Consider the following 21,316-nt stretch of genomic DNA (forward strand, 5'->3'; position numbering starts at 1 on the left):
AGGTCTTTTGCATGATGACGTGCCGGTATCACGCCGCTGCCGGCTGCAAGGTCGCGAGGTCGTCGATGACTGGGAACAACGCGATGAAGCCGCTCATCTCGAGTACCTCCCGTACGTTCGCCTTAAGCGAAGCCAGCACGAGTTGCCCCTTGGCGCCGCGCTCCGCTGTCACCTCGCCGCCCGCGGCGGCGACCGAAGCGGACTGCCGCGCGTCGGACGTCGTATTGCCGGGGCCCGGACGCGCCAGCCGCTTTCCCGCCATCAGCAGGACGCGCAAGCCGATGGAACTGATGTAACTGAGCCGCGACAAGTCGAGCACAAGATGACGCCCCCCGTCGCCGAGGTAGGCATCGATCGCGTGCTCGAGAAGCGGCGCGCCCGTCCCGTCGAGTCTGCCATTGAGGTGCATGACCTGCCAGCCATCTTGTTCCGTTTGATCGATCTGCATGGTTCGGTTTCCGGTTTGTCGCGGCAAATGTGCCGCCAACGCCACCTCAGTGGCGGGCTTTGCGCCTCATATCCTAAAAATAGATAGACGATGAAACCTCAGGATTTCTCAGCGCCGCACGATATTGCGCCATCGCAGGGACCTGCCAGGTTCGCGCTTCGCATACTGCGTGGCTGGCATGCAGGCGCGCAGATTGCCGTGGGGCCGGGTGAAACCCTGCGTGTCGGCGGGCAGGACGATTGCGACATCATGCTGACCGATGACGCCGTCTCTCACTTGACGCTGCGCGTACGGTTGGCACAAGCATCAGACGGCCGTGTCACCGGCTGGTGCCTGCGTCGTCAAGACGCGCGTCCCGCATCGCACCGCACCGACGCCGAAGCCGATCGCGACCAGGACGATCATCGCGACGGCGCCGATAACCCACCGCGCGCCGATGAGGCGGATGACGCGCATCACCACGCGGATTCCGTCAACGACAGCGGCGGCGGCAACCGCGACGCCACGCGCGATCACGACGCGGTCATGCCGATCGACACACCGATCGACATCGGGCAATTGACGGTGACCGTCGCGCATGCCGACGCTCCCTGGCCCGCCGTACATCTGCCGGAAGACGCGACCCTGTCCGAGCTGGGCGCCGCGCTATCGGCATCCCCGTCACGCGATATGGCGACGCCCTCGGGACAGGACGGAACGATCGAGACCCCAATGGCAACCCATGGGTCGACGCCGGACGCATACGATGCATCTCCCTTGGACCCGGTGGACACCGATGCGCGAGTGGACGCGGAAGAAGTGACGGCGAAAGCTTCGGGACCCACTGTGACGAACCAACCGACCCGCGCGGTGGAACGCGGCCCCTGGGGGGCGCTACGCCGCCATATCCATCGTGCCCCGGGCCGTACCGAAGCAACGGACGCAACGGCGCTTACCCCCGTGGCCGCATCAGCGGGGGGCGTGCCCACCCGCTGGATCATGGTGGCCGGTGCGCTGTCGATCATCGCCGCCTTGTTTGCGCTGTTCGTCATCCTGCCGCGCCACGCACCGCCCCCGGTGACGCCCTCCCCCCCGCCATCAAACGACATCCTCGCGCAGGTGCGACAAGCGTTGCGCGCCGGGGGATGGAGCGATGCCATCCGCGCGGAGCGCGATCCGCTCGGCGGCGTGGTTGTCTCCGGCTGGGTAGCCGACGACGGGGCACGAGATCGCCTCTCCAACGCGTTGGCGCGTCTGACGCCGATGCCCGCGATGCGAATCGATATCATCGCCGAGGCCGTGCAGGCCGCACGCGACATGGCAAGTCACTTCGGCCCTTTCCTCAGCGTCGATGCCGGTAATAGCGGCCAGATACGCATCCGCGGCGTCATCCTGCCGCCGTCCGATGCCGATGCGCTCGGTATCGTCCCGCCAGCATCCCCGACGGCGTCCGAGGCATCGACGGAAACGTCCGCGATGCCTTCGATAACGGCAGCGGGAGTCGGCACTGACACCGATCCCGCATTGACATCGCTGCGCACCATGTTGCGTGACGCCTTCGCCTCGGCGGTGCCGAACGCAACGCTGGCCGACACCGCGTTGCTGACCGCCGACGGCGCGGTGACGGCGCTCGAAGACGCGATGCGCGCGGTGGGCTTGCCCGGAGCCGCCATTCACTGGGCCCCGGCCGGCGCCACCGCCCCCACTGTCGCGAGCGCCCGCACGAGCGCGGCCCAAAGCCTCGGCCAACTGGTGCTGGATGCCCCCCCCCACGACGGATGCCGGACGGCTGCGCAGTATGCTCGACAGCTTCCACCAGCGCTATGGCGACCGCGTCCCCGTTCGAACACTGATCGGCGGTAGCCGGGCCAGTTTCACCCCAACCTTGCTGCCGTTCGCAATCGTCTCGATCAGCAGCGGCCCCCTGCCGTCGGTGGTGGTGGATGGGAATGTGCGCCTGCTGCCGGGTGGCGCGTATCGCGGCTTCCGTCTGATATTCGTCGATGACGCCACCGTTGTCTTTGATCGGGAAACGGCGCCACCACAACGCGCGCAACAAGGCACCGCCCGCACAGCGTCCAGCACGCAGGCGCCGCCGCCATCGCCACCACAGCGGATCGTCTTGCAACGCTAAGCATCGCTCAAGCCATCGGAGTCGACACCATGCATCCTGCCCCGCCACTTTCACCCACGCCCGGCATCGCGCCCAAAAGCGACAGCCAGCCGCAAAGCGGCGCGGCCGATGTGCCGCCCCATGGCGCGAACGGCAACTTCGGTGCGCCTCGAACGCGCGCCGAATGCGATGCGCTGACGATAAGACTCACGGCGATGCGTGAACGCCTGCGCGCCCAGATCGTCGCGGGCTTGCCGCAGGATGCCTTCGTAAAGGCACAAGCGTGCGTGCGGGCATTGGAGGCCGGCCTGTCTTTTGTGTCGTCGCTTCGCGTGTCAATCGGCCCGGACACCGCGCATGCGCTGCACGTCCGATCCGCTGCGCCACCCGCATTACGATCGGAGGGCGATGCCACGGCGAACACCAATGGGGCGGCCCCGGATCGCGAGAAACCGAACCGGTGACGTCCGCGACGAAGCCGGCGCATTGCATACGACCGCCTGATGAAAAGCGGTACGGGGTGAACGGAACGGCACGGCACGCTCCGTCACTCAATATGATCTTTCTTCCACAACCGTATTCAAACCGATACAGGCAATCTCATGGCTACTTTCTCGCCAGACGGCATCATCAACTCACTCGGCTCGACGTTGACGGCGACCGAAGCGGACATGAATACCTTCATCACGCAACCCAACCTGAGCACGTCGCAACTGCTGCAATTCCAGGGGCTGATCGGCAAATGGTCACTGATGTCGAACCTGAGCAGTACGCTGATCAAGAATCTGTACGACGCCTTCGGCGGCATCGTCCAGAAGATGGCTTGAACATGGTAGGTCGAACAGGTGATCGCGGCGGTGTGTCGCGATGACACGGTGTCGAACCTGTTGTTGTTCCTCGATGAGGTATCCGTAACACCGTGACCAGTGCATTCGTCGACCTTTTGCACGCATTGCTTCAATTGCATGACCGTTCGATGGAGATCGTCATTCAAAACCACTGTGCAACCGCTCGCCCCCGTCACGGTACGCTTCTCATCGATATTCTCCACGAAGCCGATGACGGCCACGACCAGGTGATGCTGACAGCGTCGTTGGGCCGCCCTCACCCCGAGCGCGACGCCGACGTCGACAAACGCCTGCTCGAAGCGAATCACCTGGGACTTGGAACATCCGGATGTACGCTGGGACGTGACAGCGCACAGGGCAATGTCAGCATCTACGCGCGCTTGCCACTCGACCTGCTGGATGCCGACGCATTGCAAAATGCCCTTGATGCCTTTCACGCGATTGCAAGCGATTGGTATGGGAATATTCATCGTGACCCCGATACCCGCAACACACACTGACCCTGTCGTGCCGGCCCGTTCCGACATTGCCTGGACCTATGACACGCTGCGCATGGCGTTGATGCGGCACGGCCCCTCGCTCGGCATGACGGTGGATCAACTCTGGAATCAGGAGGAACTGCGAGTGGACGGGTTGCCCATCGGCATGATGTGCGATGGCGACCCGACGCACGGAGACATCCTCCTCTACGCCGCATTGGGCAAGCCATTGCAAGAACACATCCTTGCACTGAACCGGCAATTGCTGGAAGGCAATCACCACGGCGCGGGCACCGGTGGCTGCACCCTCGGGCAGCATCGCGACACCGGTGTCGTCACCTTATATGCCAGGTTGCCGATCCCGATCACGCAACCGGCGTCGTTGATCGCAAAAATAAACGACTTGAAGCATGTGACGATGATCTGGCGCAGGGACGTGCATACTGGCCCCGTCGTCCGGCAAAACGCCAACTGACCAAATATACCGCGGACCCGGCCCATGATATCCGTGGGTTCAGACCAGCGCGCCGGTGTCGGCATTGAACGTCATATGGTGTGCGATCTCGCATACCATGTGCGATACGCCATACGTCAGGCGGACCGCGCCGGCGGACGGCATTGCCGCGATACCCTCCGGCTCCTCGTCACGCCCTGCATGGACAACCCGGCGGATCTGCAGCCAGCTCGGCGCGCTGGGCACGTGCCATTCGGCCAGCGCCGGAACAACGGCGCGCCGCCCTGCCCCAGCGCCGTACGCATCCTCCGCCGCACCATATTGCGTAATCGGCCACTTGACTTCGCCATCGGCGCATACACCACCGGCCGCATCGGCCCAAACATCGACGTGAAACAGCGGTGCATCGCCCAGGACAACGAATTGATCGCGCCCAGGGCCACTACTCCCTGGCAGCAACAAGACCTGAGGGTCGTCACCATGGGCATATTGCGCGAGGACCGGCGACGTCGCCGCCAACAGGCTGCTCTGATGCATGCGATGGCTCAGCACCTGCAGCACGGCCTCGTCGCCGCCGCAGAGCGCGAGCAGTCGGGCAAACAGTGCCGATGCACGAGCGTCCACCGCCCCGGCGGATATCGGCGAGGCGATCGCCTGCGATGACGGCGGCCACGCATCGAACGTCGCCGGAGACCTCGCATCCTGGCCGTCGCGGATGCCAATGGATGCAAACGCCGCTTCAGCGACGAATGCCGGATCGAGCCGTCGTGATAACGCTCCCCCACCGACCGCCGACCTTCGAGCGGCCGCGTCGCGCGGCAACTGCTCCAGCATATTTCTCAAAAATGGATCCGCGTGTTCCGCGGGCGTCACCGTGGCGGTGAAGGAGGAGGCGGTGCGCACCGCCGCGATCGTACCGCTCCAGTGGCGTGCCAGGCCGACACGCACGCCACCCTCGAACGGTGCGATTCTCGACGGGTCGAATGCCGCGCAGACCTCGCGCAAAGGCGTATGACGTTCGGCAGGCACCGACCCCTGCTGCTCCGTCAGCAATTGCAGTGCACGCCGCAAGGTCCGGTGCGCGACCGCGCTCGCGTCCGCCACACCTTCATGCCAGAAAGGGGTACGGCCATCATCCACCTGGCGCAACATTGAGCGCGTGGCAGGGGTCGTCGACGCGGACAGCGACAGCATGTGGCCCAACGCATCGCTCAGCGTGTCACTACGCGGTGCAGGGCTTGCCGCCGCGGCCAAAGACACGGCCAATGCCGCGTCCGGGGTGAGATCCTGATCCTGCTGAAAGTAGGCGAGCGCAAGCGGTACCGTGGTCTCGCCCTGGTCCGCGGCATACCGATTCTGGAGATCATCCAATGCGACGCAGACATGGTGGCGCAGGGCATGCGCGCCCAATGTCACCACCCGGTCCGCGTCATGCCAGTGCAAGGCACTGCCCCCATCCTGCTCGGCGGAAGCGGCGCCAACACCATCGTTGGCACCGCTGCGTCTGGCGCGGTCGACGCGGTCGCGCAATCCGGCATCGTGGCCTTCGCGCGGCGACACTTCCCGTGCCTGGCGATCAGCGATACGACGTTGGAAATCCAGCGCGCCTTCCGCGGTCGACATCGCCGATATGCCCGCCATCAGCGCGCCATGCAGGAAGTGCTGCCGTACTGCGTCCGACATGGCATTGACCCGGGCACCGCGAATCATGGTGACCAACGCGGACGCGACCTCTCCGGCGGCATTCGTCACATTTACCGCGTGCCACCCCGCCAGGCCTGGCACCGCACCCAACCCCGACATCCCGGTTGTCGACTGCATCCCTGCTCCTCACATGCGTCACGATGTTCTGGCAAACGTCAAACCTGTTGCGGCGACGCCATGCCGCCAGCGCCCGCCGATGATCCGGTGAGCAGCGTCATGTGGTTCAGGCCTGCCCCGGTCATGGCCGTGTCCGGCTCCACCGGCAGCGTCTGCAACATTGCCTGTACATCGTTGACGAAGGCCTTCACCTGTCGTGCCGCGTCCGGCGCCACGGCCGATGCAAGGCGGATCGACTTGAACAAGTTGATCGTATCGCGTTGCGCATCGAAACCGAAATACGCGCCCCCGGTCGCCAGGCCAAAGAGATGCATGCGCAGCAGCATGCCATATACATCTGCGCGGGCCTCCGCCTTCACGCGTCCCAGTGGCGCATACAGCCAGACCACCTGCCGCTCATTGTCGCATTCAAGCGTCAATTCCAATGCCTTGCCGCCCGAATGGTCCATCCGCACCAGGCAACTTCCGGTCTCCAGAACCTGGTCGATATCGATTTTTTCCTGCAGTCCCAACGCCAGCAGCAGATCGCGATATTGCATCATGTTCTATCCCCTTATACCGGCATGACAAAAGGCGCGCCATTACCGGCGGCATTCGGCCCGGAACCCGTGGGCGTCGTGGAAGCACCTGGGCGCAACACGGAGCCGGCGGCAGGATCGCCACTGCCCGCCATGTCGTTGACGGCGGCATGCAGGGGAATATTTTTCAGATCCGGCAGGGCGGCGGACCATCGCATGGCTTGATTGACGAAAGACTCGACCGCTTTCATGCCGGCCGCGCGATCCATGCCCGCAAGCTGGACGGTGCGAAACAGCGTGACCTGGCTCGCGGCTTCGTCAAAGCTGAAGTAGGCGTCGTCGGTTACCAGGCCGAGCAAATGGATCTGCATCAACACCGGAAACAAGATCGACCGATCTTCTTGCGACACCGTACCGAGAACAGCGAACAAATTGACGCCCACGCCCTCCGGCGCGGACGCCAGGGTGACGTCTACCTTGTCATCAAAACGTATCGAGCACGATTCCCCATTTTTCACATCCTTTAGATCGAGCTTGGTCTCTGCGCTGAGCGCTTCCAGCAATTCGGTGAAATTCATTCCGGCCTCGAGTGAGTAAGCGGGAAAAAGGACGGCTCTGGGTTCCCGCACAGCCGCTCAGTAACCGGCCCACGCCCCGAGTTCCCATCGTCACCCCCTTCCGCGCCGCCTGTCTTAACACCTCGGCCAACCACCGGCGCCCTCCCTCAACGATCGATCGACTTCATCCGCGCTTCGCTATAGCGGGCCCCGGAAACAACGTTCGGCGGCAGCGCGCGATCCAGCGCCTGCAGTTCATCGACCGACAGCGTGATCGACATGGCGGCCGCGTTTTCCTCCAGATAGGTTCGGCGCTTCGTTCCTGGGATCGGGACAATGTCATCTCCTCGATGCAACACCCAGGCCAAGGCGATCTGCCCCGGCTTCACGCCTTTATGTCGCGCAATATCCTGGACCACCGATGCCGCTTGCATATTGGCATCGAAGTTATCGCCTTGCAGACGCGGATCGTCATGCCGGAAGTCGTCGGCAGGATATTCCTCGGCCCGCTTGGCCGTTCCGGTCAGAAAGCCGCGACCCAGTGGGCTGAAAGGCACGAGGCCGATACCCAGTTCGCGCAGCACGCCGATGATGCGCGGCTCCAGATTCCGCTCCCACAGCGAATACTCACTTTGCAGCACGGAGATAGGCGCGGTGGCATGCGCCTTCCGGATATTCGCCTCGCCGGCTTCAGACAGGCCTAGAAAGCGAACCTTGCCCTGCTCCACCAATCGCGCCATCGCGCCAACGGTGTCTTCGATCGGCACCGTTGGATCGACTCGATGCTGGTACAGCAAATCGATATGATCGGTCTGCAAGCGCCGCAACGACCCCTCCACCGCCTCGATCACATGTTCTGGTCGACTATTGAGACCCGTGGTCTTGCCATCCTCGATCCGCATGCCAAATTTCGTGGCGAGAATGCATTTGCTACGATATGGCTTCAACGCACGCCCGAGCAACGCCTCGTTCGTGAAAGGTCCATAGACTTCGGCGGTATCGAAGAAGGTGATCCCCAGATCCAATGCGCGATGTAGCGTGGCGATAGCCTCCGCTTCATCCGCGGGTCCGTATGACTGGCTCATGCCCATGCAACCCAGGCCGATCTTCGAGACTTCCAGGCCTTGGCGGCCCAGTTTGCGTTTTGCTGACACAGCACGTCTCCTGGCGAAATAAGTAAAAAGTCGCCCCCGCGCACGCTAAAACGGCACGCCGGGCGCATACAATGACCTCTCCTCGATACGATAATCCGTTTTGCGCCAATGCGTTTTTCCTCCGTCCGCGCCAGGACAGCTGCAAGACTTCCTGCTCGCGCCGCCTGGCGCAGCCTGCCATGGGCCGATGCCGGCCACGCCGCCGTGGTCAGTGCCGTCCCCGTCATCCTGGCCGTGCTTCTGGGTGAACCGCGCCTTGGCTGGAGCGCGATTGCCGCGTTCTGGGCCTGCCTGGCCGATCCGGGCGGACCACTGCCGCGTCGAACAGGCACCATGGCCGCGGTCGCACTGGTGGGGGCGCTCTATTGCTTTCTCGGCAGCGCGGCCCAGCACGTGCTGTGGTTATTGCTGCCGCTGACCTTCCTCTGCTGTACCATCGCCAGCCTCGCGCAATTGACCGGTCCGTCGAATGCCATTGTCGGCGCATTGGTTTGCGCCGGATTCGTCGTCTCGACTGAACTACCGACGCATGACATTCGCGAGAGCGCGGCGTACGCCATCTTCTTCATTGGCGGCGGCGTGTGGGCCATCGTCATGACCGCACTGGTGTGGCGCCGGCGACCGTGGCGCCACGCGACCGCCGCCGTGGCGGGCTGCTTTGTGGAACTGGGTGATTACGCGCATGCGCTAGGGTTGCGCTATATGCCATCGCCGGCCCGCGAGGCGCGACGCGACGCCCGGCGCAAGGCACGCGACGCGGCCACGTCGGCAAGCGCGCCTCAGGACGGCACACACCGCGCCCACGACGTGGCGGCTGACGGCATCGTCGGCGAAGACGACGTCGCGCTACGGGATGTGAGCATCACACACCGGCAATTGCTGCGCGCGCGAATCGAAGCCGCGAGAGCCCGCGTCCGGGAAGTGTTGGGCAGCCGCCCCTCGCGGGGCGAGCGCGGTCAGCAACTGCTGGCGTTGCTGGACGCGGCCGAAGCCGGATTCGTCGTCCTGGTGGCGCTTTCGGATACGCTGGCCGCCCGTCCGCGCAACATGCCAGTCAGCGCGCAGGAACGGATCGCCGACGCCAGCATCCTGCGGGTGCTTTATCGTTTCGGGCAATGCGCGGACGGCGTGGCCGAAGTCTCCGACCTGACCAACGCGCAACAACGCCAACGCCTGCAACAGGCATTGGCGCTGGTCGATCAAGCAGTGCGACAGGCGCATGCGTCCGCGCGGACGCTCAGCGTGGCCGACGATCCGACGCTGCACACGGTCCTGCATCTGCTGACGCAATTGCTCGATGCCGGCGCGACCGCGACTGCCGTCCTGATCCAGGGGGGCGGCACGGACCGTACATCGCGTGCGACGCCCCCTTCCTCGACCCACGCCAACCATACCGATGCGCCGCAGTCCGGGCATCAGGGGATGGGGCCGGCGTTATGGCGGCGATTGGGCGAGATGTCGCGACATGCGCTAGCGGTGGCGCGTCGCGAGCTGCATCCTCGCACGCACATCGCGCGTCATGCGTTACGTGTTGGCATTGCCACGACCTTGTCGGTGGCGCTATGTAAGAGCCTCGCGCTGAATCACGGCTATTGGATATCGCTGACCGTCGTCTTCGTGCTGCAGCCCTATCTAACCTCCACGTGGCAGCGGGCATTCGATCGCATCGCCGGCAGTGTCATCGGTGCGGTGGGCGCAGCGCTGGTCGGCATTCTGCTGCCATCGCCATTGGCGGTAGGCCTCGCGGTATTGCCTATCGCGATCGGCACCTTCGTCGGTCGCACCGTCCACTACGCGCTCTTCACCTTCTTCGTCACCTTGCAGTTCGTGCTGGTCGCGGAAATACAGCAGCCTGCCGCGCATGAATTCGGACTGGCCGCGTTACGCGCCTTGAACAGCATCTACGGCGGCTTGCTCGGGCTGGCGATCGGCCAATTGCTATGGCCCGAACGCGGTGGCGAACGGCTCGCCCGCGTGGTGGCCGATGCGCTTGATCGGCATGCGACTTATGTCCTCGACGTCTTGCGCGGCATGCTCGATCGCAGCGACGGCACGCCACCGCCGCGCCCCTCGGCGCTCAAGTCGACGGGACTGCGGCGCGAGGCCTGCGTGGCTGCCGACAATGCACAGGTATTGCTGCGTGCATTGCGTCAGACGCCGCTACAGCGCGATCGGCGGTTGGTCCTCTGTGCGTCGTTGGTGGAAGCAATGAAAGCGTTGACCGCTGCCGCGACCGTCCTCGAATTGCAACCGTGGCGCCGGCCCGATGCCGTACCGCCGGCCAACGAGCATGACATCGCGCTTCGACGTTACGCCGATGACATTGCCGCCATGCTACGGGCGGCGGCGCGTTGGTTGCGGGATGGCGCACCGGCAGGCACGCAAGCGGACTTCACCCCACCGCAGCGCCCGGCGCTGCCCCAAACGGATGGTCGGTGGCTGGCGCTCGCGCGCCTCGTCAGCGTCGATACGCGCATCCAGGATGCGCTGCAGACAGCCGCAAGTGCTGGCAGACCGCGTTGAAATAGTGGCAAAGGCCGGCCCATGACGCGGAGCTGACGAGCGAGCAGGGAGTTTTTGCCTATCCCGCGTCATGCGTCATGCGTCATGCGTCATGCGTCATGCGTCATGAGTCATGAGTCATGAGTCATGAGTCATGCATTATCGATTGATCACCGCCGCATACAAGCGCTATCCGAGTGGATCACGCTGTACGCTGGCCGGGCAGGAAGGTGTTGTGCTTCAAGGCCCGCTCGATATCCTCCAGACTCTTGCCGCCCGTCTCCGGCACAAGAAAATAGACGAACAACCAGCCTGCTGCATTCAAGCCGGCGTAGACCCACATCGCGCCCCCCACGCCGAGCCAATGCGTCATCGTCAATGCCGTGCCGGTCAGCAACAGGTTGGAGCCCCATAGCATGGCGGCGTGCGCGCCGGTTGCCGCGTCACGAATGGCCACGGGATAGATTTCGGCACCGGTAAGCCATCCCACCACCTGGATGCCGCCCGAATTGAAGATCATGAACACAATCAGGCATGCCACGATCCACCATGACTGCGCCGCACCCATCAGATTGAAATGCAGCACGGCGCCCAGCACGAGCAAGGCAATCACGGCGCCGGGCATCATCCACAGCGTCAACCGGCGGCGGCCGATATGGTCGACGAACATCTTGCCGAGCCAGGTCATCACCAAGTACGTCAACGCCACGCCCAAGGCCGCCCATAGCGCCGACGACGCGCCAAAGCCCGCATTTTTCAGGAAGGTCGGCGTGTAGTAGATCATCATCTCGATACCGCTCAACTGGGTAAAAGCCGCCACTCCCAGGCCCGCAACGAGCGCCGGACGCACCCACGGCTGACCGAGTGCGCGCCAGCCCCTCACGTCGTTCTGCTCTTCCTTCTTCACCAGCGACCGAATGTCGTCCAATTCGCGACGCACCGCCCGCTCGGTCTCACGCACCTTCGACAGTTCGACCTTTGCATCCTCCATCCGATACTGGGTCACCAGCCAACGCGGACTGAAGGGCAACTTCGTCATGCCAAGCAGCAAGGCAAGCGAGGGCACGACCGCCACGCCAATCATCCAGCGCCAGTTGAATACATGCTGCCCCGCGACCCCGACAATGGCCGCCAACAAGATGCCGATACCAATCGACACATTGAAATACGTGACCAGACGGCCGCGCTTTTCCGGCTCAGCGAGTTCAGCAATATACGTTGGGACGATTTGCGTGGAGCCGCCGACAGCGAAACCCAGTACCAGGCGTGCCACCATCAAGCTGCTCACATTAGGGGCTAGCGCCGCAGCCACGACGCCGACGCAATAGATGGCGGATACGATCATGATCGTGCGGCGACGGCCGATACGGGCCGACAAATTCGTCGAGCTGAGCGCTCCGATCACCGCGCCGAGCAGGATGGCGGCCGTCACCCATTCCTGCTGCCGATAGTTCAGGTGAAAATCATGCGCGATCTGAGGCAAGGCACCCGAAATGATACCGGTGTCATAACCGTACAACCCACCGGCGATTGCGGACACCGAAGCCACCATGGCCATGTACACGTTCGGCGCCAGAGCATTGCTTTGCGTTTGTGCGGAAGTATCCATAGAAGATAGGCCCTTTTAACGTTTTTTAACTCATTTTTTTCTTACTCTTTCAAAATAACATGATTTTTTAGTACGGGTTTCTGCTTATACAAACGTCGATGCGACCGAGAAACGCCGCGGGTGGCGATGGCAAAACAAAAGCCCGCGTGCACCAGGCAGACGGGCTTCAGTCAACAAAAATACGCGTTTCAGCTATTAGAACGGGATGTCGTCATCGGCATCAAAACCCGGGTTCGGCGAGTTGTAGCCGCCGCCCGATCCCCCCGAGCGACCGCCGGCACCGCCGCCGCTTGCCCGACCACCACCACCGCCAGCCGGCTCACGTGAAAAGCCGCCGTCGCCGCCACCGCCGCCGGACCGGCCGCCGCCATAGCTTCCCCCGCCACCGCCACCGCCATAGCCGCCTTCATCGCCGCCCATGCCACCACCGCCACCGCTCCGGCCACCAAGCATCTGCATTTGGTCGCCGACGATTTCCGTGGCGTACACGTCACGTCCATCCTTGTCCTGGTACTTTCGCGTACGAATGCGTCCTTCGATATACACCGACGAGCCTTTTTTCAAGTATTGGCTCGCAATCTCGCCCAGCTTGTTGAACAGCGAGATCCGATGCCACTCGGTGTTTTCCTGGAAATTGCCGTCCCGATCCTTGTAGCGCTCCGTGGTAGCCACGCGAATATTGGTCACGCTGCCGCCGTTCGGGAACGAACGCGCCTCCGGATCGGCACCGAGATTGCCAACGATGATGACTTTATTGACCGATGCCATGCTTTCTCCTTGCGGTTCGGTTGGGCCCGATGTGCGACGACGCCGCCCGCCACGTCCAGGCCTGAAAAGCCCGGCGTGGCGGCGGCGTCGCGCATCGATGCCACTGATTCACTAATACATAGGTCGAACGGTATCGACAAGCTTCAAAAGGCTGAGTGCCACCTCAATTGTGCCGAGGCAACGATCAAGCGCGCCCCACCGGTGTCTTCGAGGTCGCCGGCAGCGCTTTCATCCTGCTTGCAATGATAAGCCATGCCAGAACCAAAGTACCGGTTGCGAGGAACACCGCATGATCGCCATGGCTTTTGACCAGCCAGCCGCCCAGCGCACCGCCGGAAAACAAGCCCAGCGCCTGGAGGGTGTTGTAGACGCCCATGGCGGCGCCCTTGCGCGGTCCCGGCGACAACTTCGATACCATCGACGGCTGCGATGCCTCCAGGATATTGAATCCGGTGAAGTACACCAGCAACACGATCGCGATAGACCAGATCGTATCAGGCACCCATAACATTGCCAGTAGACCAATCAGCACAAGAAAAATCGCGAGGTTGATCACCGGCTTCATCTTGCCGCGCTTCTCGGCGACGATGATCGCCGGCACCATCAGAACGAAGGCAACCCCCATTACGGGGAGATACACCATCCAATGGGAAGACACCGGCAGCCCCGTCGACACGAGCATATGGGGCAATACCACGAACAACGCCGTCTGGGTTGCGTGCAGCACGTAGACGCCAAAATTCATTCGCAACAACTCGCTGTTGCGGAACACTTCGGAGAACGGCGTGCGGACTGTCGGCGCCCCCTTCGGCGCATCCGGCACGACCCACAAAACGACGGCGATGGCCACGATCGCGAGCAGGCCGATGACGGAGAACAGCCCTTCCATCCCGATCCAGCGATACACCACAGGCGCGGCCACGATCGCGACCGCGAACGACACGCCGATGCTGGCCCCCACCGTTGCCATCGCCTTGGTCCGATTGGCTTCGGACGTCAAATCGGCGATAAAGGCGGTGACGGCGGACGAAATGGCACCGGCACCCTGGATGGCGCGACCGACGATGATCCATTCCAGGTTTGGCGCCAGCGCGGCGATGGCGCTACCCAGCGCAAACACCAGCAACCCGGCGACGATGACAGGCTTGCGGCCAATTTTGTCCGACAGCCATCCATAAGGGATATACAACAACGACTGGGTCAGGCCATAGATGCCGATCGCCAGGCCCACGAGCGCGGTATTGTCACCGCCGGGGATCGTCTTGGCGTAGATCGAGAAGATCGGCATGATCATGAACAGCCCAAGCATGCGCAATGCGAAGATCGCGGCAAGCGACAACGTCGCGCGCCGTTCCAGCGCGGTCATGCCGGTGGATGATGCGTGTGAGTGTGACATCGGAAATTCCGCAATTCAGGCAAGGGTCGGCGCCCCAGGCTCCAGGCGCACCAACGCGGGCAAAGACGCTGACGCCCCCGCGCGCACCGGCGAGACGCCACGCACAGACTCGCCTCCGTGGCACCGTCTACAGCCTGCATGACGCGGGACGGCGAGACACAAAGGGCAAGGCGGCAACCAGGACCGCGGCGCCGCGCGTCGGCATGATCTCACCGTACATCGGCATGCTACGTCACCTGGCCGTCCATGGCCGGGTGACGATTTGTCGCGTATTGACTCTATGGGAAGCGTGGGGCGCTATCGCTTTCTTCTTTTCTGGCGGTTACCAGCCAGGCGCGCAAGCCCCTGGGAAAGCCATCTGCAAGCTGGCTTGTCAGCCAGTCGCAAGCGTTGCCATCCGGGCGCGGGCACCCCTGATCTGAAAACGGCGCCGTCGGCGAAACAGGGGCGGCAAAAGACGCGAGACGACCATCCCGCTACGGCGTGCCGGAAAAGTCGCTATAGTAGCAGGTTTGTTCCTTCCGAGATCTGACCAGCTTCATGGAAGAAATCCGCATCCGCGGTGCGCGCACGCACAACCTGAAGGACATCGATCTGGATTTGCCGAAGCACCGGCTGGTGGTCATCACCGGCCTCTCCGGCTCTGGCAAATCCTCATTGGCGTTCGATACGCTCTATGCGGAAGGACAGCGCCGTTACGTGGAGAGCCTGTCGGCCTACGCGCGCCAGTTTCTCCAATTGATGGAGAAACCGGACGTCGATCTGATCGAAGGCCTGTCCCCCGCGATCTCGATCGAGCAAAAGGCCACGTCTCACAACCCGCGATCCACCGTGGGCACCGTCACCGAGATCCACGACTACCTGCGCCTGTTGTTTGCACGCGTCGGTACACCGTTCTGCCCCGACCACGACGTCCCGTTGCGGGCACAAAGCATCTCCCAGATGGTGGATGCAGCGCTCGCGCTGCCCGAGGATACCCGGCTGATGATCCTCGCACCGGTCGTCTCGAACCGCAAGGGCGAGCACACCGACTTGTTCGACGACATGCAAGCGCAAGGCTTTGTCCGCTTCCGCGTGCGCTCGGGCGGCGGGGCGGTGCATGACAGCGAAGCGCGCATCGTCGATGTCGACGACCTGCCGAAGCTGAAGAAAACCGAAAAACATTCGATCGACGTCGTCATTGACCGGTTGAAGGTCCGCGAGGATATCAAGCAACGGCTTGCCGAGTCGTTCGAGACGGCCGTCCGGCTGGCCGATGGCCGCGCGCTGGCCATCGAGATGGACAGTGGCCGCGAACACGTGTTCAGCACGAAATTCGCCTGCCCGATCTGCTCGTACTCGCTACAGGAACTGGAACCACGGCTGTTCTCGTTCAACAACCCGATGGGCGCCTGCCCGGCCTGCGACGGCTTGGGCCAACAGACGTTCTTCGATCCAAAGCGTGTGGTCGCCCATCCGTCGCTGTCGCTGGCAGGCGGCGCGATCAAGGGGTGGGATCGTCGTAATCAGTTTTACTATCAGATGCTGCAAAGCCTGGCGGCGTTCTATGATTTCGACATCGAGATGCCGTTCGACCAGTTGCCGGACGCTATCCGCGACATGTTGTTGCATGGATCGGGCGATCAAGACATTCCCTTTTCCTATATCAACGAGCGCGGCAAGGCCGCCGTTCGCTCGCACCCGTTCGAAGGCATTATTCCGAACCTGGAACGCCGCTTCCGGGAAACGGATTCGACTGCCGTGCGCGAGGAACTGGCGAAGTACCAGAACATCCAATCGTGCCCAAGCTGTGACGGCACGCGCCTGCGGCGCGAGGCACGCTTTGTCCGCGTGGGAGAAGGCAACCAGGCCCGTGCGATCTACAGTATCGGCGCGATGCCGTTGCGCGATGCCCTTATCTACTTCCAGGAACTGCATCTGGAAGGTGCAAAGGGCGATATCGGCGACAAGGTCATCAAGGAGATCGTCGCACGCCTGTCGTTTCTGAATAATGTCGGCCTGAATTACCTGTCACTGGAACGCAGTGCGGACACCTTGTCAGGCGGTGAAGCGCAGCGTATCAGGCTCGCCTCGCAGATTGGCTCCGGACTGACCGGCGTCATGTACGTGTTGGACGAGCCGTCGATCGGCCTGCATCAGCGCGACAACGACAGACTGATCGAGACACTGAAGCACCTGCGCGATCTCGGTAATTCGGTCATCGTCGTCGAACACGACGAAGACATGATCCGCGCGTCCGACTACGTCGTTGACATGGGCCCTGGCGCCGGGGTCCACGGCGGTCAGGTGGTGGCACGCGGCACCCCTGACGAAATTGTCGCGAACGACAACTCCACGACGGGCCGCTACCTGAGCGGCAAGCTAGGCATTCCCGTGCCGAAGGTCCGGCGCGCGCCCGACCCCGAACGCCAGCTTCGTATCGTCGATGCATTCGGCAACAATCTGAAGCACGTCACCCTGGACCTGCCGGTGGGCCTGCTGACCTGCGTGACCGGCGTATCCGGCTCGGGCAAGTCGACACTGATCAACGACACGCTCTATAACGCCATCGCCCAGCATCTTTACGGGTCGGCCGCCGAACCCGCGCCGCACGAGGCCATAGAAGGCTTGTCGCATTTCGACAAAGTCATCGCGGTCGATCAGTCTCCCATCGGCCGTACCCCGCGCTCGAACCCGGCGACGTACACCGGCGTCTTCACGCCGATCCGGGAATTGTTCGCCGGCGTGCCCGCGGCAAAGGAACGGGGCTACGAAGCAGGCCGTTTCTCGTTTAACGTCAAAGGCGGCCGTTGCGAGGCCTGCCAGGGCGATGGCGTGCTCAAAGTGGAAATGCATTTCCTGCCCGACGTCTACGTGCCCTGCGACGTCTGTCACGGCGCCCGGTACAACCGTGAGACGCTCGAGATTCAATACAAGGGCAAGAATATCCGCGACGTGCTGGAAATGACGATCGAGCAGGCGCATGACTTTTTCAAGCCGGTGCCGGTGGTGGCACGCAAGCTGAGGACGCTGCTCGAAGTCGGACTGGGCTATGTAAGACTCGGCCAATCCGCGACGACGTTATCCGGTGGCGAGGCGCAGCGCGTGAAGTTGTCGTTGGAATTATCCAAACGCGATACCGGCCGCACACTTTATATTCTCGACGAGCCGACAACCGGGCTACACTTCCACGACATTGCACTACTGCTCGAGGTGATCCATCGCCTCCGCGAGCAGGGAAACACGATCGTGATCATCGAGCATAACCTGGACGTCATCAAAACCGCCGACTGGTGCATCGACATGGGCCCGGAAGGCGGGGCCGGTGGTGGTCAGATCATCGCGCAAGGCACGCCTGAACAGGTTGCGGCGACACCGGCCAGTTTTACCGGTAAATACCTGGCATCGCTGTTGGCAAGGAAATAGTACAAGTGGACGGCAAGCGCGGCACGGCGGGACCAAAAGGAACATCCGGCTCGGGACCCAAGGGCGGTCATGGCGCGGGCGCGCCGATGCATTCCTCCCTCGGCGGGCACGCAACGCCTACTGCTCAACCACCAATACGCTGGCTGGAAGCCGTGAGTTTCGTGCTGGTCGGCGCCGGTTTGCTTGGTGTACTGCTCTTGCACCTGCTTGGCGGTTTGCTCGCCGGCCTGCTGGTCTACCAGTTGATCAATACGCTGGCCCCCGTCCTTGCCCGGCGCGTGTCCGGCCGTCGCGCACGCCTGCTCGCGCTGGCTGTCTTGTCGGCGGCCATCGTCGGCGCATTGACCGTTCTGACGCTCATGATCATCGCGCATTTCAAGGCGGACGCCAGCATGATGCCGCACCTGCTCGATAAGACAATGCAGGTCATCGATCAGGCGCGTGATCATTTGCCCGAATGGGTCGATGGCTATCTACCGGACGATATCGAAGACATTCGCCTTGCGGCGGCCAGTTTGCTGCATGAGCACATGTCAACGCTGCAATTGGCGGGACGCGAAGTCGCACGTGCGTTCGCGCATGTGGTGCTAGGCATGATCATCGGCGCGATCATTGCCGTGGACGCGTCCGACGCCACGGCGCGACGCCCGCTGGCGGCCCTGCTCATGACGCGCTTCGCGCGTCTGGCCGACGCATTCCGCCGCATCGTGTTTGCACAGGTCAAGATTTCCGCGCTGAATACCCTCTTCACCGGACTGTTCCTGCTGGTGCTGCTGCCGTTGTTTCATACGCGCCTGCCTTTGTCGAAAACGCTGGTCATGGTGACCTTCATCGTCGGACTGCTGCCCGTCATCGGCAACCTGATCTCGAATACGTTGATCATCGTCGCCGGTTTATCGGTCGGTTTGCCGACGACCATCGCGGCCTTCGTGTTCCTGGTGTCGATCCACAAACTCGAATACTTCCTGAACGCGCGCATCGTCGGTGGCGAGATTGAAGCCAAAGCGTGGGAACTGCTGCTGGCGATGATCGCGATGGAAGCGGCATTCGGCCTGCCCGGTGTCGTGGCGGCCCCCATCTTCTATGCCTACCTCAAGCGCGAGCTACGGCTGAAACAACTCGTTTGATCCCGGCACGGCGCGCCGCTGGCGCGCGTCATCGCCAAGACGACACGCGCTCGCCATCTCGCGGCAAGGCCTTTTGGCCAACTGCCCGCGCCTGTCCGCCATCGCTATAGTGCATCGTGTTTTCCCGCGACCGGAGACGATGATAATGCGAGGATTTGATGCGCTGTCGGGGGATACCCCGTCGCACCTGGAGCGCGTGATACCTGCCCGTGAGATGTCGCGGACCGGCGCGCATCGCGGCTGGCACCAACCGCTATCGGTGCCTGGCACGGCACGCCTGGACAAGGCGAATTTGGATGCGTGGGAAATGGTTTCGCCGACAGACCCGGCATCGCATGATGGAGATAATTCGTCGCCAACCGAGGCAACGGGCGGTGACGCCCACGCGACTGTCGCGCGCGCCATAAACCGTACATCCGTGATTGGCGAGACACCGATGCGCGCCTCGATTACCGTCGACCCTGGAATGGCGGCAGCCGCGAATGCGTTGTTCACCACGGAAGTCGAGGCCACGGTGGAAGGGTTGCTCCAGTCAGTTGTCGCATCCCTGGCCCATTTCGACACGCGTCCCGAGGGTGATCCTGTCGCGCCAATGGGAGTGGCGGATCAAGGCGATGCCGTCGAATATGTGCCGCCACCGATCGAAATCCGCGTTATGCATGCGTTTCCTGACGTCGCCCAGCGCGGACATGGGGCGCACCTGCAAGCGCCGATCGCACGCAATCCCGTCAATCGCATATCAAACGCACCCGTTCAGGACGTACGTTCGCCTTTCGAAGGACTCGACCGCGAGGCGTTCGTGGAGGAACCGATCGCCCCCGCCCGGATCCACGATTTCTCGCGCCCCGAAAAAGGCGAAAGCCCGCTGCATACGCGCATCGGACGAGAGGGAATATACGATGACCTCGGTGCAGTCGCGGATGCCGTGAACCGTGGTTTGCATCGCCTTGCGACGTCGGCACGTAGCGCAGTAAAGTGGCTATCGCGGCGGCCCGGCCGCTCCGAGGATACCGCCACCGAGAACACCAATGAAACCGTCGCCAAGGACACCGAAGCCAATATCGTCCAGCCATTGAATCGGCACAATCTGTGGGCCGCCATGCGCGGCAATGCCGCACTCGCCGCTTTGCGGAACATCAGCGCTGGCGCGTTGCTCTTGTTATGGGATCTGATACCCTTTTCCGCGGCGCCCCATCTTCCATGGTTGACGGCCATCTTTTGCATGTGTGTCGCGGTCATGTATGCCGTCCGACACTTGCGGCACTATCGCGTCCGCGACACCCCGTTGAAGCACGCCGTCTATGCGGGCTTATACGCTCTCGGTGTCGGATTATCCGTGCTCGCCGATCGCGCCGGCACCGTGGGGAAAGTCGTCGGGTTCATCGTCGACAAGGTGTGGGAAATGCTGATCACCTGTGGTCTGACCGGTGAAAGCGGTCCAGGGAATGCGTCGCGTCGCACCGTGCTCTCGTGGTGTGCGGTGATCTTCACCACATTCATCGGGATGCATTACACCCGTGCCGGATTGTTCCTTGCAATCGAGAACGCGCACATGCAGGCCGTGCCATGGTTTTTCTCGAGGTGGGCGGCAAAGACTTTCACGGAAGTGATGGCGTTCGGGGGGGTGATGCCGCTACTGCAACTCGGTGGCAACGGTATCGCCGGGGCCAGTTTCGTCTACCGCGGCGCCCGCTATCGATGGTCCTCGTTTAGCGCGTTCGCGCGTGAGCGCATGCGCTACATGAAAACCATGCCACGGCATGCCGAACTGTACTCGAACCTGGGCATCGATAAGTTTCTCGGGTTCAGTATGCCCCAGAACAATGGCGTGGCAACGTGGGTCTGGCCCATAAACAGCCTTTTCGGTGCGCTACTCGAAACGGAGAAAGTCCATTCCGCCATGTTGAAACGTGCAAATGCGGCAAGCCTCTCTATTTCTGAAGCACCAAAAACGGAAATCAATGGGAACGATACAACAACACAAAACGCGAACGCCGCAATAGCACGGATGGAGGAAGGCAACGCACACTTCGCCATCGCGCCTGGCGAAGAAAATCGCGCACACCGCAACGCAGACATTTCCGCCAACGCCCTGCCATCGGAACGTATGCGTCCCGATGAAATCACGCGACTTTAAA

Annotated in this window: 19 protein-coding genes; 11 read left to right on the forward strand and 8 right to left on the reverse strand. The window is 62.6% G+C overall.

Going from position 1 to position 21,316, the window contains the following annotated elements:
* Positions 1-28: 28 nt before the first annotated feature.
* A complete protein-coding gene (locus WM40_RS27550; protein ID WP_157684948.1) occupies positions 29-448 on the reverse strand; it encodes an STAS domain-containing protein in 420 nt (139 codons plus the stop codon).
* A gap of 90 nt (positions 449-538) precedes the next feature.
* Between WM40_RS27550 and WM40_RS27555 the strand changes: the two genes are divergently transcribed.
* The 6 genes from WM40_RS27555 to WM40_RS00945 all read left to right on the forward strand — a co-directional run bounded on the left by WM40_RS27555 (position 539) and on the right by WM40_RS00945 (position 4,342).
* On the forward strand, positions 539-2,290 hold the full coding sequence (locus tag WM40_RS27555; RefSeq protein WP_052738100.1) for a hypothetical protein: 1,752 nt from the start codon (positions 539-541) through the stop codon (positions 2,288-2,290).
* Between the two features lie 22 nt (positions 2,291-2,312).
* Entirely contained in the window at positions 2,313-2,561 is a 249-nt protein-coding gene (locus tag WM40_RS00925; RefSeq protein ID WP_046151883.1) for a hypothetical protein, read from the forward strand.
* A 29-nt stretch (positions 2,562-2,590) separates the two neighbouring features.
* Positions 2,591-3,004 (forward strand): hypothetical protein, encoded by a 414-nt coding sequence (locus WM40_RS00930; RefSeq protein ID WP_046151884.1) that lies wholly within the window; start codon positions 2,591-2,593, stop codon positions 3,002-3,004.
* Positions 3,005-3,142: 138 nt separating this feature from the next.
* Positions 3,143-3,367, forward strand: coding sequence for an EscF/YscF/HrpA family type III secretion system needle major subunit (locus tag WM40_RS00935; RefSeq protein ID WP_024902546.1), 225 nt, complete (start codon positions 3,143-3,145; stop codon positions 3,365-3,367).
* A gap of 92 nt (positions 3,368-3,459) precedes the next feature.
* Entirely contained in the window at positions 3,460-3,888 is a 429-nt protein-coding gene (locus WM40_RS00940) for a type III secretion system chaperone (protein WP_024902545.1), read from the forward strand.
* 7 nt (positions 3,889-3,895) lie between these two features.
* On the forward strand, positions 3,896-4,342 hold the full coding sequence (locus WM40_RS00945; RefSeq protein ID WP_046151885.1) for a type III secretion system chaperone: 447 nt from the start codon (positions 3,896-3,898) through the stop codon (positions 4,340-4,342).
* Positions 4,343-4,381: 39 nt separating this feature from the next.
* Here WM40_RS00945 and WM40_RS27560 read toward each other — a convergent pair whose 3' ends face one another.
* The 4 genes from WM40_RS27560 to WM40_RS00965 form a co-directional block, all read right to left on the reverse strand.
* Positions 4,382-6,142, reverse strand: a complete 1,761-nt coding sequence (locus WM40_RS27560; RefSeq protein WP_052738101.1) for a hypothetical protein — start codon at positions 6,140-6,142, stop codon at positions 4,382-4,384.
* A 38-nt stretch (positions 6,143-6,180) separates the two neighbouring features.
* Positions 6,181-6,681: a type III secretion system chaperone gene (locus WM40_RS00955; RefSeq protein WP_157685655.1), complete on the reverse strand. Its 501-nt coding sequence runs from the start codon at positions 6,679-6,681 to the stop codon at positions 6,181-6,183.
* A gap of 14 nt (positions 6,682-6,695) precedes the next feature.
* Entirely contained in the window at positions 6,696-7,238 is a 543-nt protein-coding gene (locus WM40_RS00960; protein WP_024902542.1) for a type III secretion system chaperone, read from the reverse strand.
* Positions 7,239-7,384: 146 nt separating this feature from the next.
* Positions 7,385-8,371 (reverse strand): aldo/keto reductase, encoded by a 987-nt coding sequence (locus tag WM40_RS00965; protein WP_046151887.1) that lies wholly within the window; start codon positions 8,369-8,371, stop codon positions 7,385-7,387.
* A 108-nt stretch (positions 8,372-8,479) separates the two neighbouring features.
* Between WM40_RS00965 and WM40_RS00970 the strand changes: the two genes are divergently transcribed.
* Positions 8,480-10,894 carry an FUSC family protein gene (locus WM40_RS00970; RefSeq protein ID WP_052738102.1) on the forward strand — a complete coding sequence of 805 codons (2,415 nt, stop codon included), beginning with the start codon at positions 8,480-8,482 and terminating at the stop codon, positions 10,892-10,894.
* Positions 10,895-11,075: 181 nt separating this feature from the next.
* Here the strand turns inward: WM40_RS00970 and WM40_RS00975 are convergent, their stop codons facing one another.
* The 3 genes from WM40_RS00975 to WM40_RS00985 all read right to left on the reverse strand — a co-directional run bounded on the left by WM40_RS00975 (position 11,076) and on the right by WM40_RS00985 (position 14,646).
* Positions 11,076-12,482, reverse strand: coding sequence for a sugar porter family MFS transporter (locus WM40_RS00975; protein WP_046151888.1), 1,407 nt, complete (start codon positions 12,480-12,482; stop codon positions 11,076-11,078).
* A 195-nt stretch (positions 12,483-12,677) separates the two neighbouring features.
* Positions 12,678-13,250: a single-stranded DNA-binding protein gene (gene ssb / locus WM40_RS00980; RefSeq protein ID WP_046151889.1), complete on the reverse strand. Its 573-nt coding sequence runs from the start codon at positions 13,248-13,250 to the stop codon at positions 12,678-12,680.
* A 184-nt stretch (positions 13,251-13,434) separates the two neighbouring features.
* Entirely contained in the window at positions 13,435-14,646 is a 1,212-nt protein-coding gene (locus tag WM40_RS00985; RefSeq protein ID WP_024902537.1) for an MFS transporter, read from the reverse strand.
* Between WM40_RS00985 and WM40_RS29820 the strand changes: the two genes are divergently transcribed.
* From WM40_RS29820 to WM40_RS01000, 4 genes are all read left to right on the forward strand, one after another.
* Entirely contained in the window at positions 14,634-15,068 is a 435-nt protein-coding gene (locus WM40_RS29820) for a hypothetical protein (RefSeq protein ID WP_157684945.1), read from the forward strand. The genes WM40_RS00985 and WM40_RS29820 overlap by 13 nt on opposite strands.
* Before the next feature lie 118 nt (positions 15,069-15,186).
* Positions 15,187-18,051, forward strand: a complete 2,865-nt coding sequence (gene uvrA, locus WM40_RS00990; protein ID WP_046151890.1) for an excinuclease ABC subunit UvrA — start codon at positions 15,187-15,189, stop codon at positions 18,049-18,051.
* Positions 18,052-18,137: 86 nt separating this feature from the next.
* Positions 18,138-19,178, forward strand: coding sequence for an AI-2E family transporter (locus WM40_RS00995; protein WP_046151997.1), 1,041 nt, complete (start codon positions 18,138-18,140; stop codon positions 19,176-19,178).
* A gap of 145 nt (positions 19,179-19,323) precedes the next feature.
* Positions 19,324-21,315 (forward strand): hypothetical protein, encoded by a 1,992-nt coding sequence (locus tag WM40_RS01000; RefSeq protein WP_024902535.1) that lies wholly within the window; start codon positions 19,324-19,326, stop codon positions 21,313-21,315.
* Position 21,316: the final 1 nt, after the last annotated feature.

The organism is Robbsia andropogonis, from assembly GCF_000970345.1.
Classification (GTDB): domain Bacteria; phylum Pseudomonadota; class Gammaproteobacteria; order Burkholderiales; family Burkholderiaceae; genus Robbsia; species Robbsia andropogonis.

Bases quoted from the DNA above. Each gene is read 5' to 3' on its own strand.
- WM40_RS27550 (WP_157684948.1), bottom strand. From the start codon at position 448: ATGCAGATCGATCAAACGGAACAAGATGGCTGGCAGGTCATGCACCTC.
- WM40_RS27555 (WP_052738100.1), top strand. From the start codon at position 539: ATGAAACCTCAGGATTTCTCAGCGCCGCACGATATTGCGCCATCGCAG.
- WM40_RS00930 (WP_046151884.1), top strand. From the start codon at position 2,591: ATGCATCCTGCCCCGCCACTTTCACCCACGCCCGGCATCGCGCCCAAA.
- WM40_RS00935 (WP_024902546.1), top strand. From the start codon at position 3,143: ATGGCTACTTTCTCGCCAGACGGCATCATCAACTCACTCGGCTCGACG.
- WM40_RS27560 (WP_052738101.1), bottom strand. From the start codon at position 6,142: ATGCAGTCGACAACCGGGATGTCGGGGTTGGGTGCGGTGCCAGGCCTG.
- WM40_RS00955 (WP_157685655.1), bottom strand. From the start codon at position 6,681: ATGCAATATCGCGATCTGCTGCTGGCGTTGGGACTGCAGGAAAAAATC.
- WM40_RS00960 (WP_024902542.1), bottom strand. From the start codon at position 7,238: ATGAATTTCACCGAATTGCTGGAAGCGCTCAGCGCAGAGACCAAGCTC.
- WM40_RS00970 (WP_052738102.1), top strand. From the start codon at position 8,480: ATGCGTTTTTCCTCCGTCCGCGCCAGGACAGCTGCAAGACTTCCTGCT.
- WM40_RS00975 (WP_046151888.1), bottom strand. From the start codon at position 12,482: ATGGATACTTCCGCACAAACGCAAAGCAATGCTCTGGCGCCGAACGTG.
- ssb (WP_046151889.1), bottom strand. From the start codon at position 13,250: ATGGCATCGGTCAATAAAGTCATCATCGTTGGCAATCTCGGTGCCGAT.
- WM40_RS00985 (WP_024902537.1), bottom strand. From the start codon at position 14,646: ATGTCACACTCACACGCATCATCCACCGGCATGACCGCGCTGGAACGG.
- uvrA (WP_046151890.1), top strand. From the start codon at position 15,187: ATGGAAGAAATCCGCATCCGCGGTGCGCGCACGCACAACCTGAAGGAC.
- WM40_RS00995 (WP_046151997.1), top strand. From the start codon at position 18,138: ATGCATTCCTCCCTCGGCGGGCACGCAACGCCTACTGCTCAACCACCA.
- WM40_RS01000 (WP_024902535.1), top strand. From the start codon at position 19,324: ATGCGAGGATTTGATGCGCTGTCGGGGGATACCCCGTCGCACCTGGAG.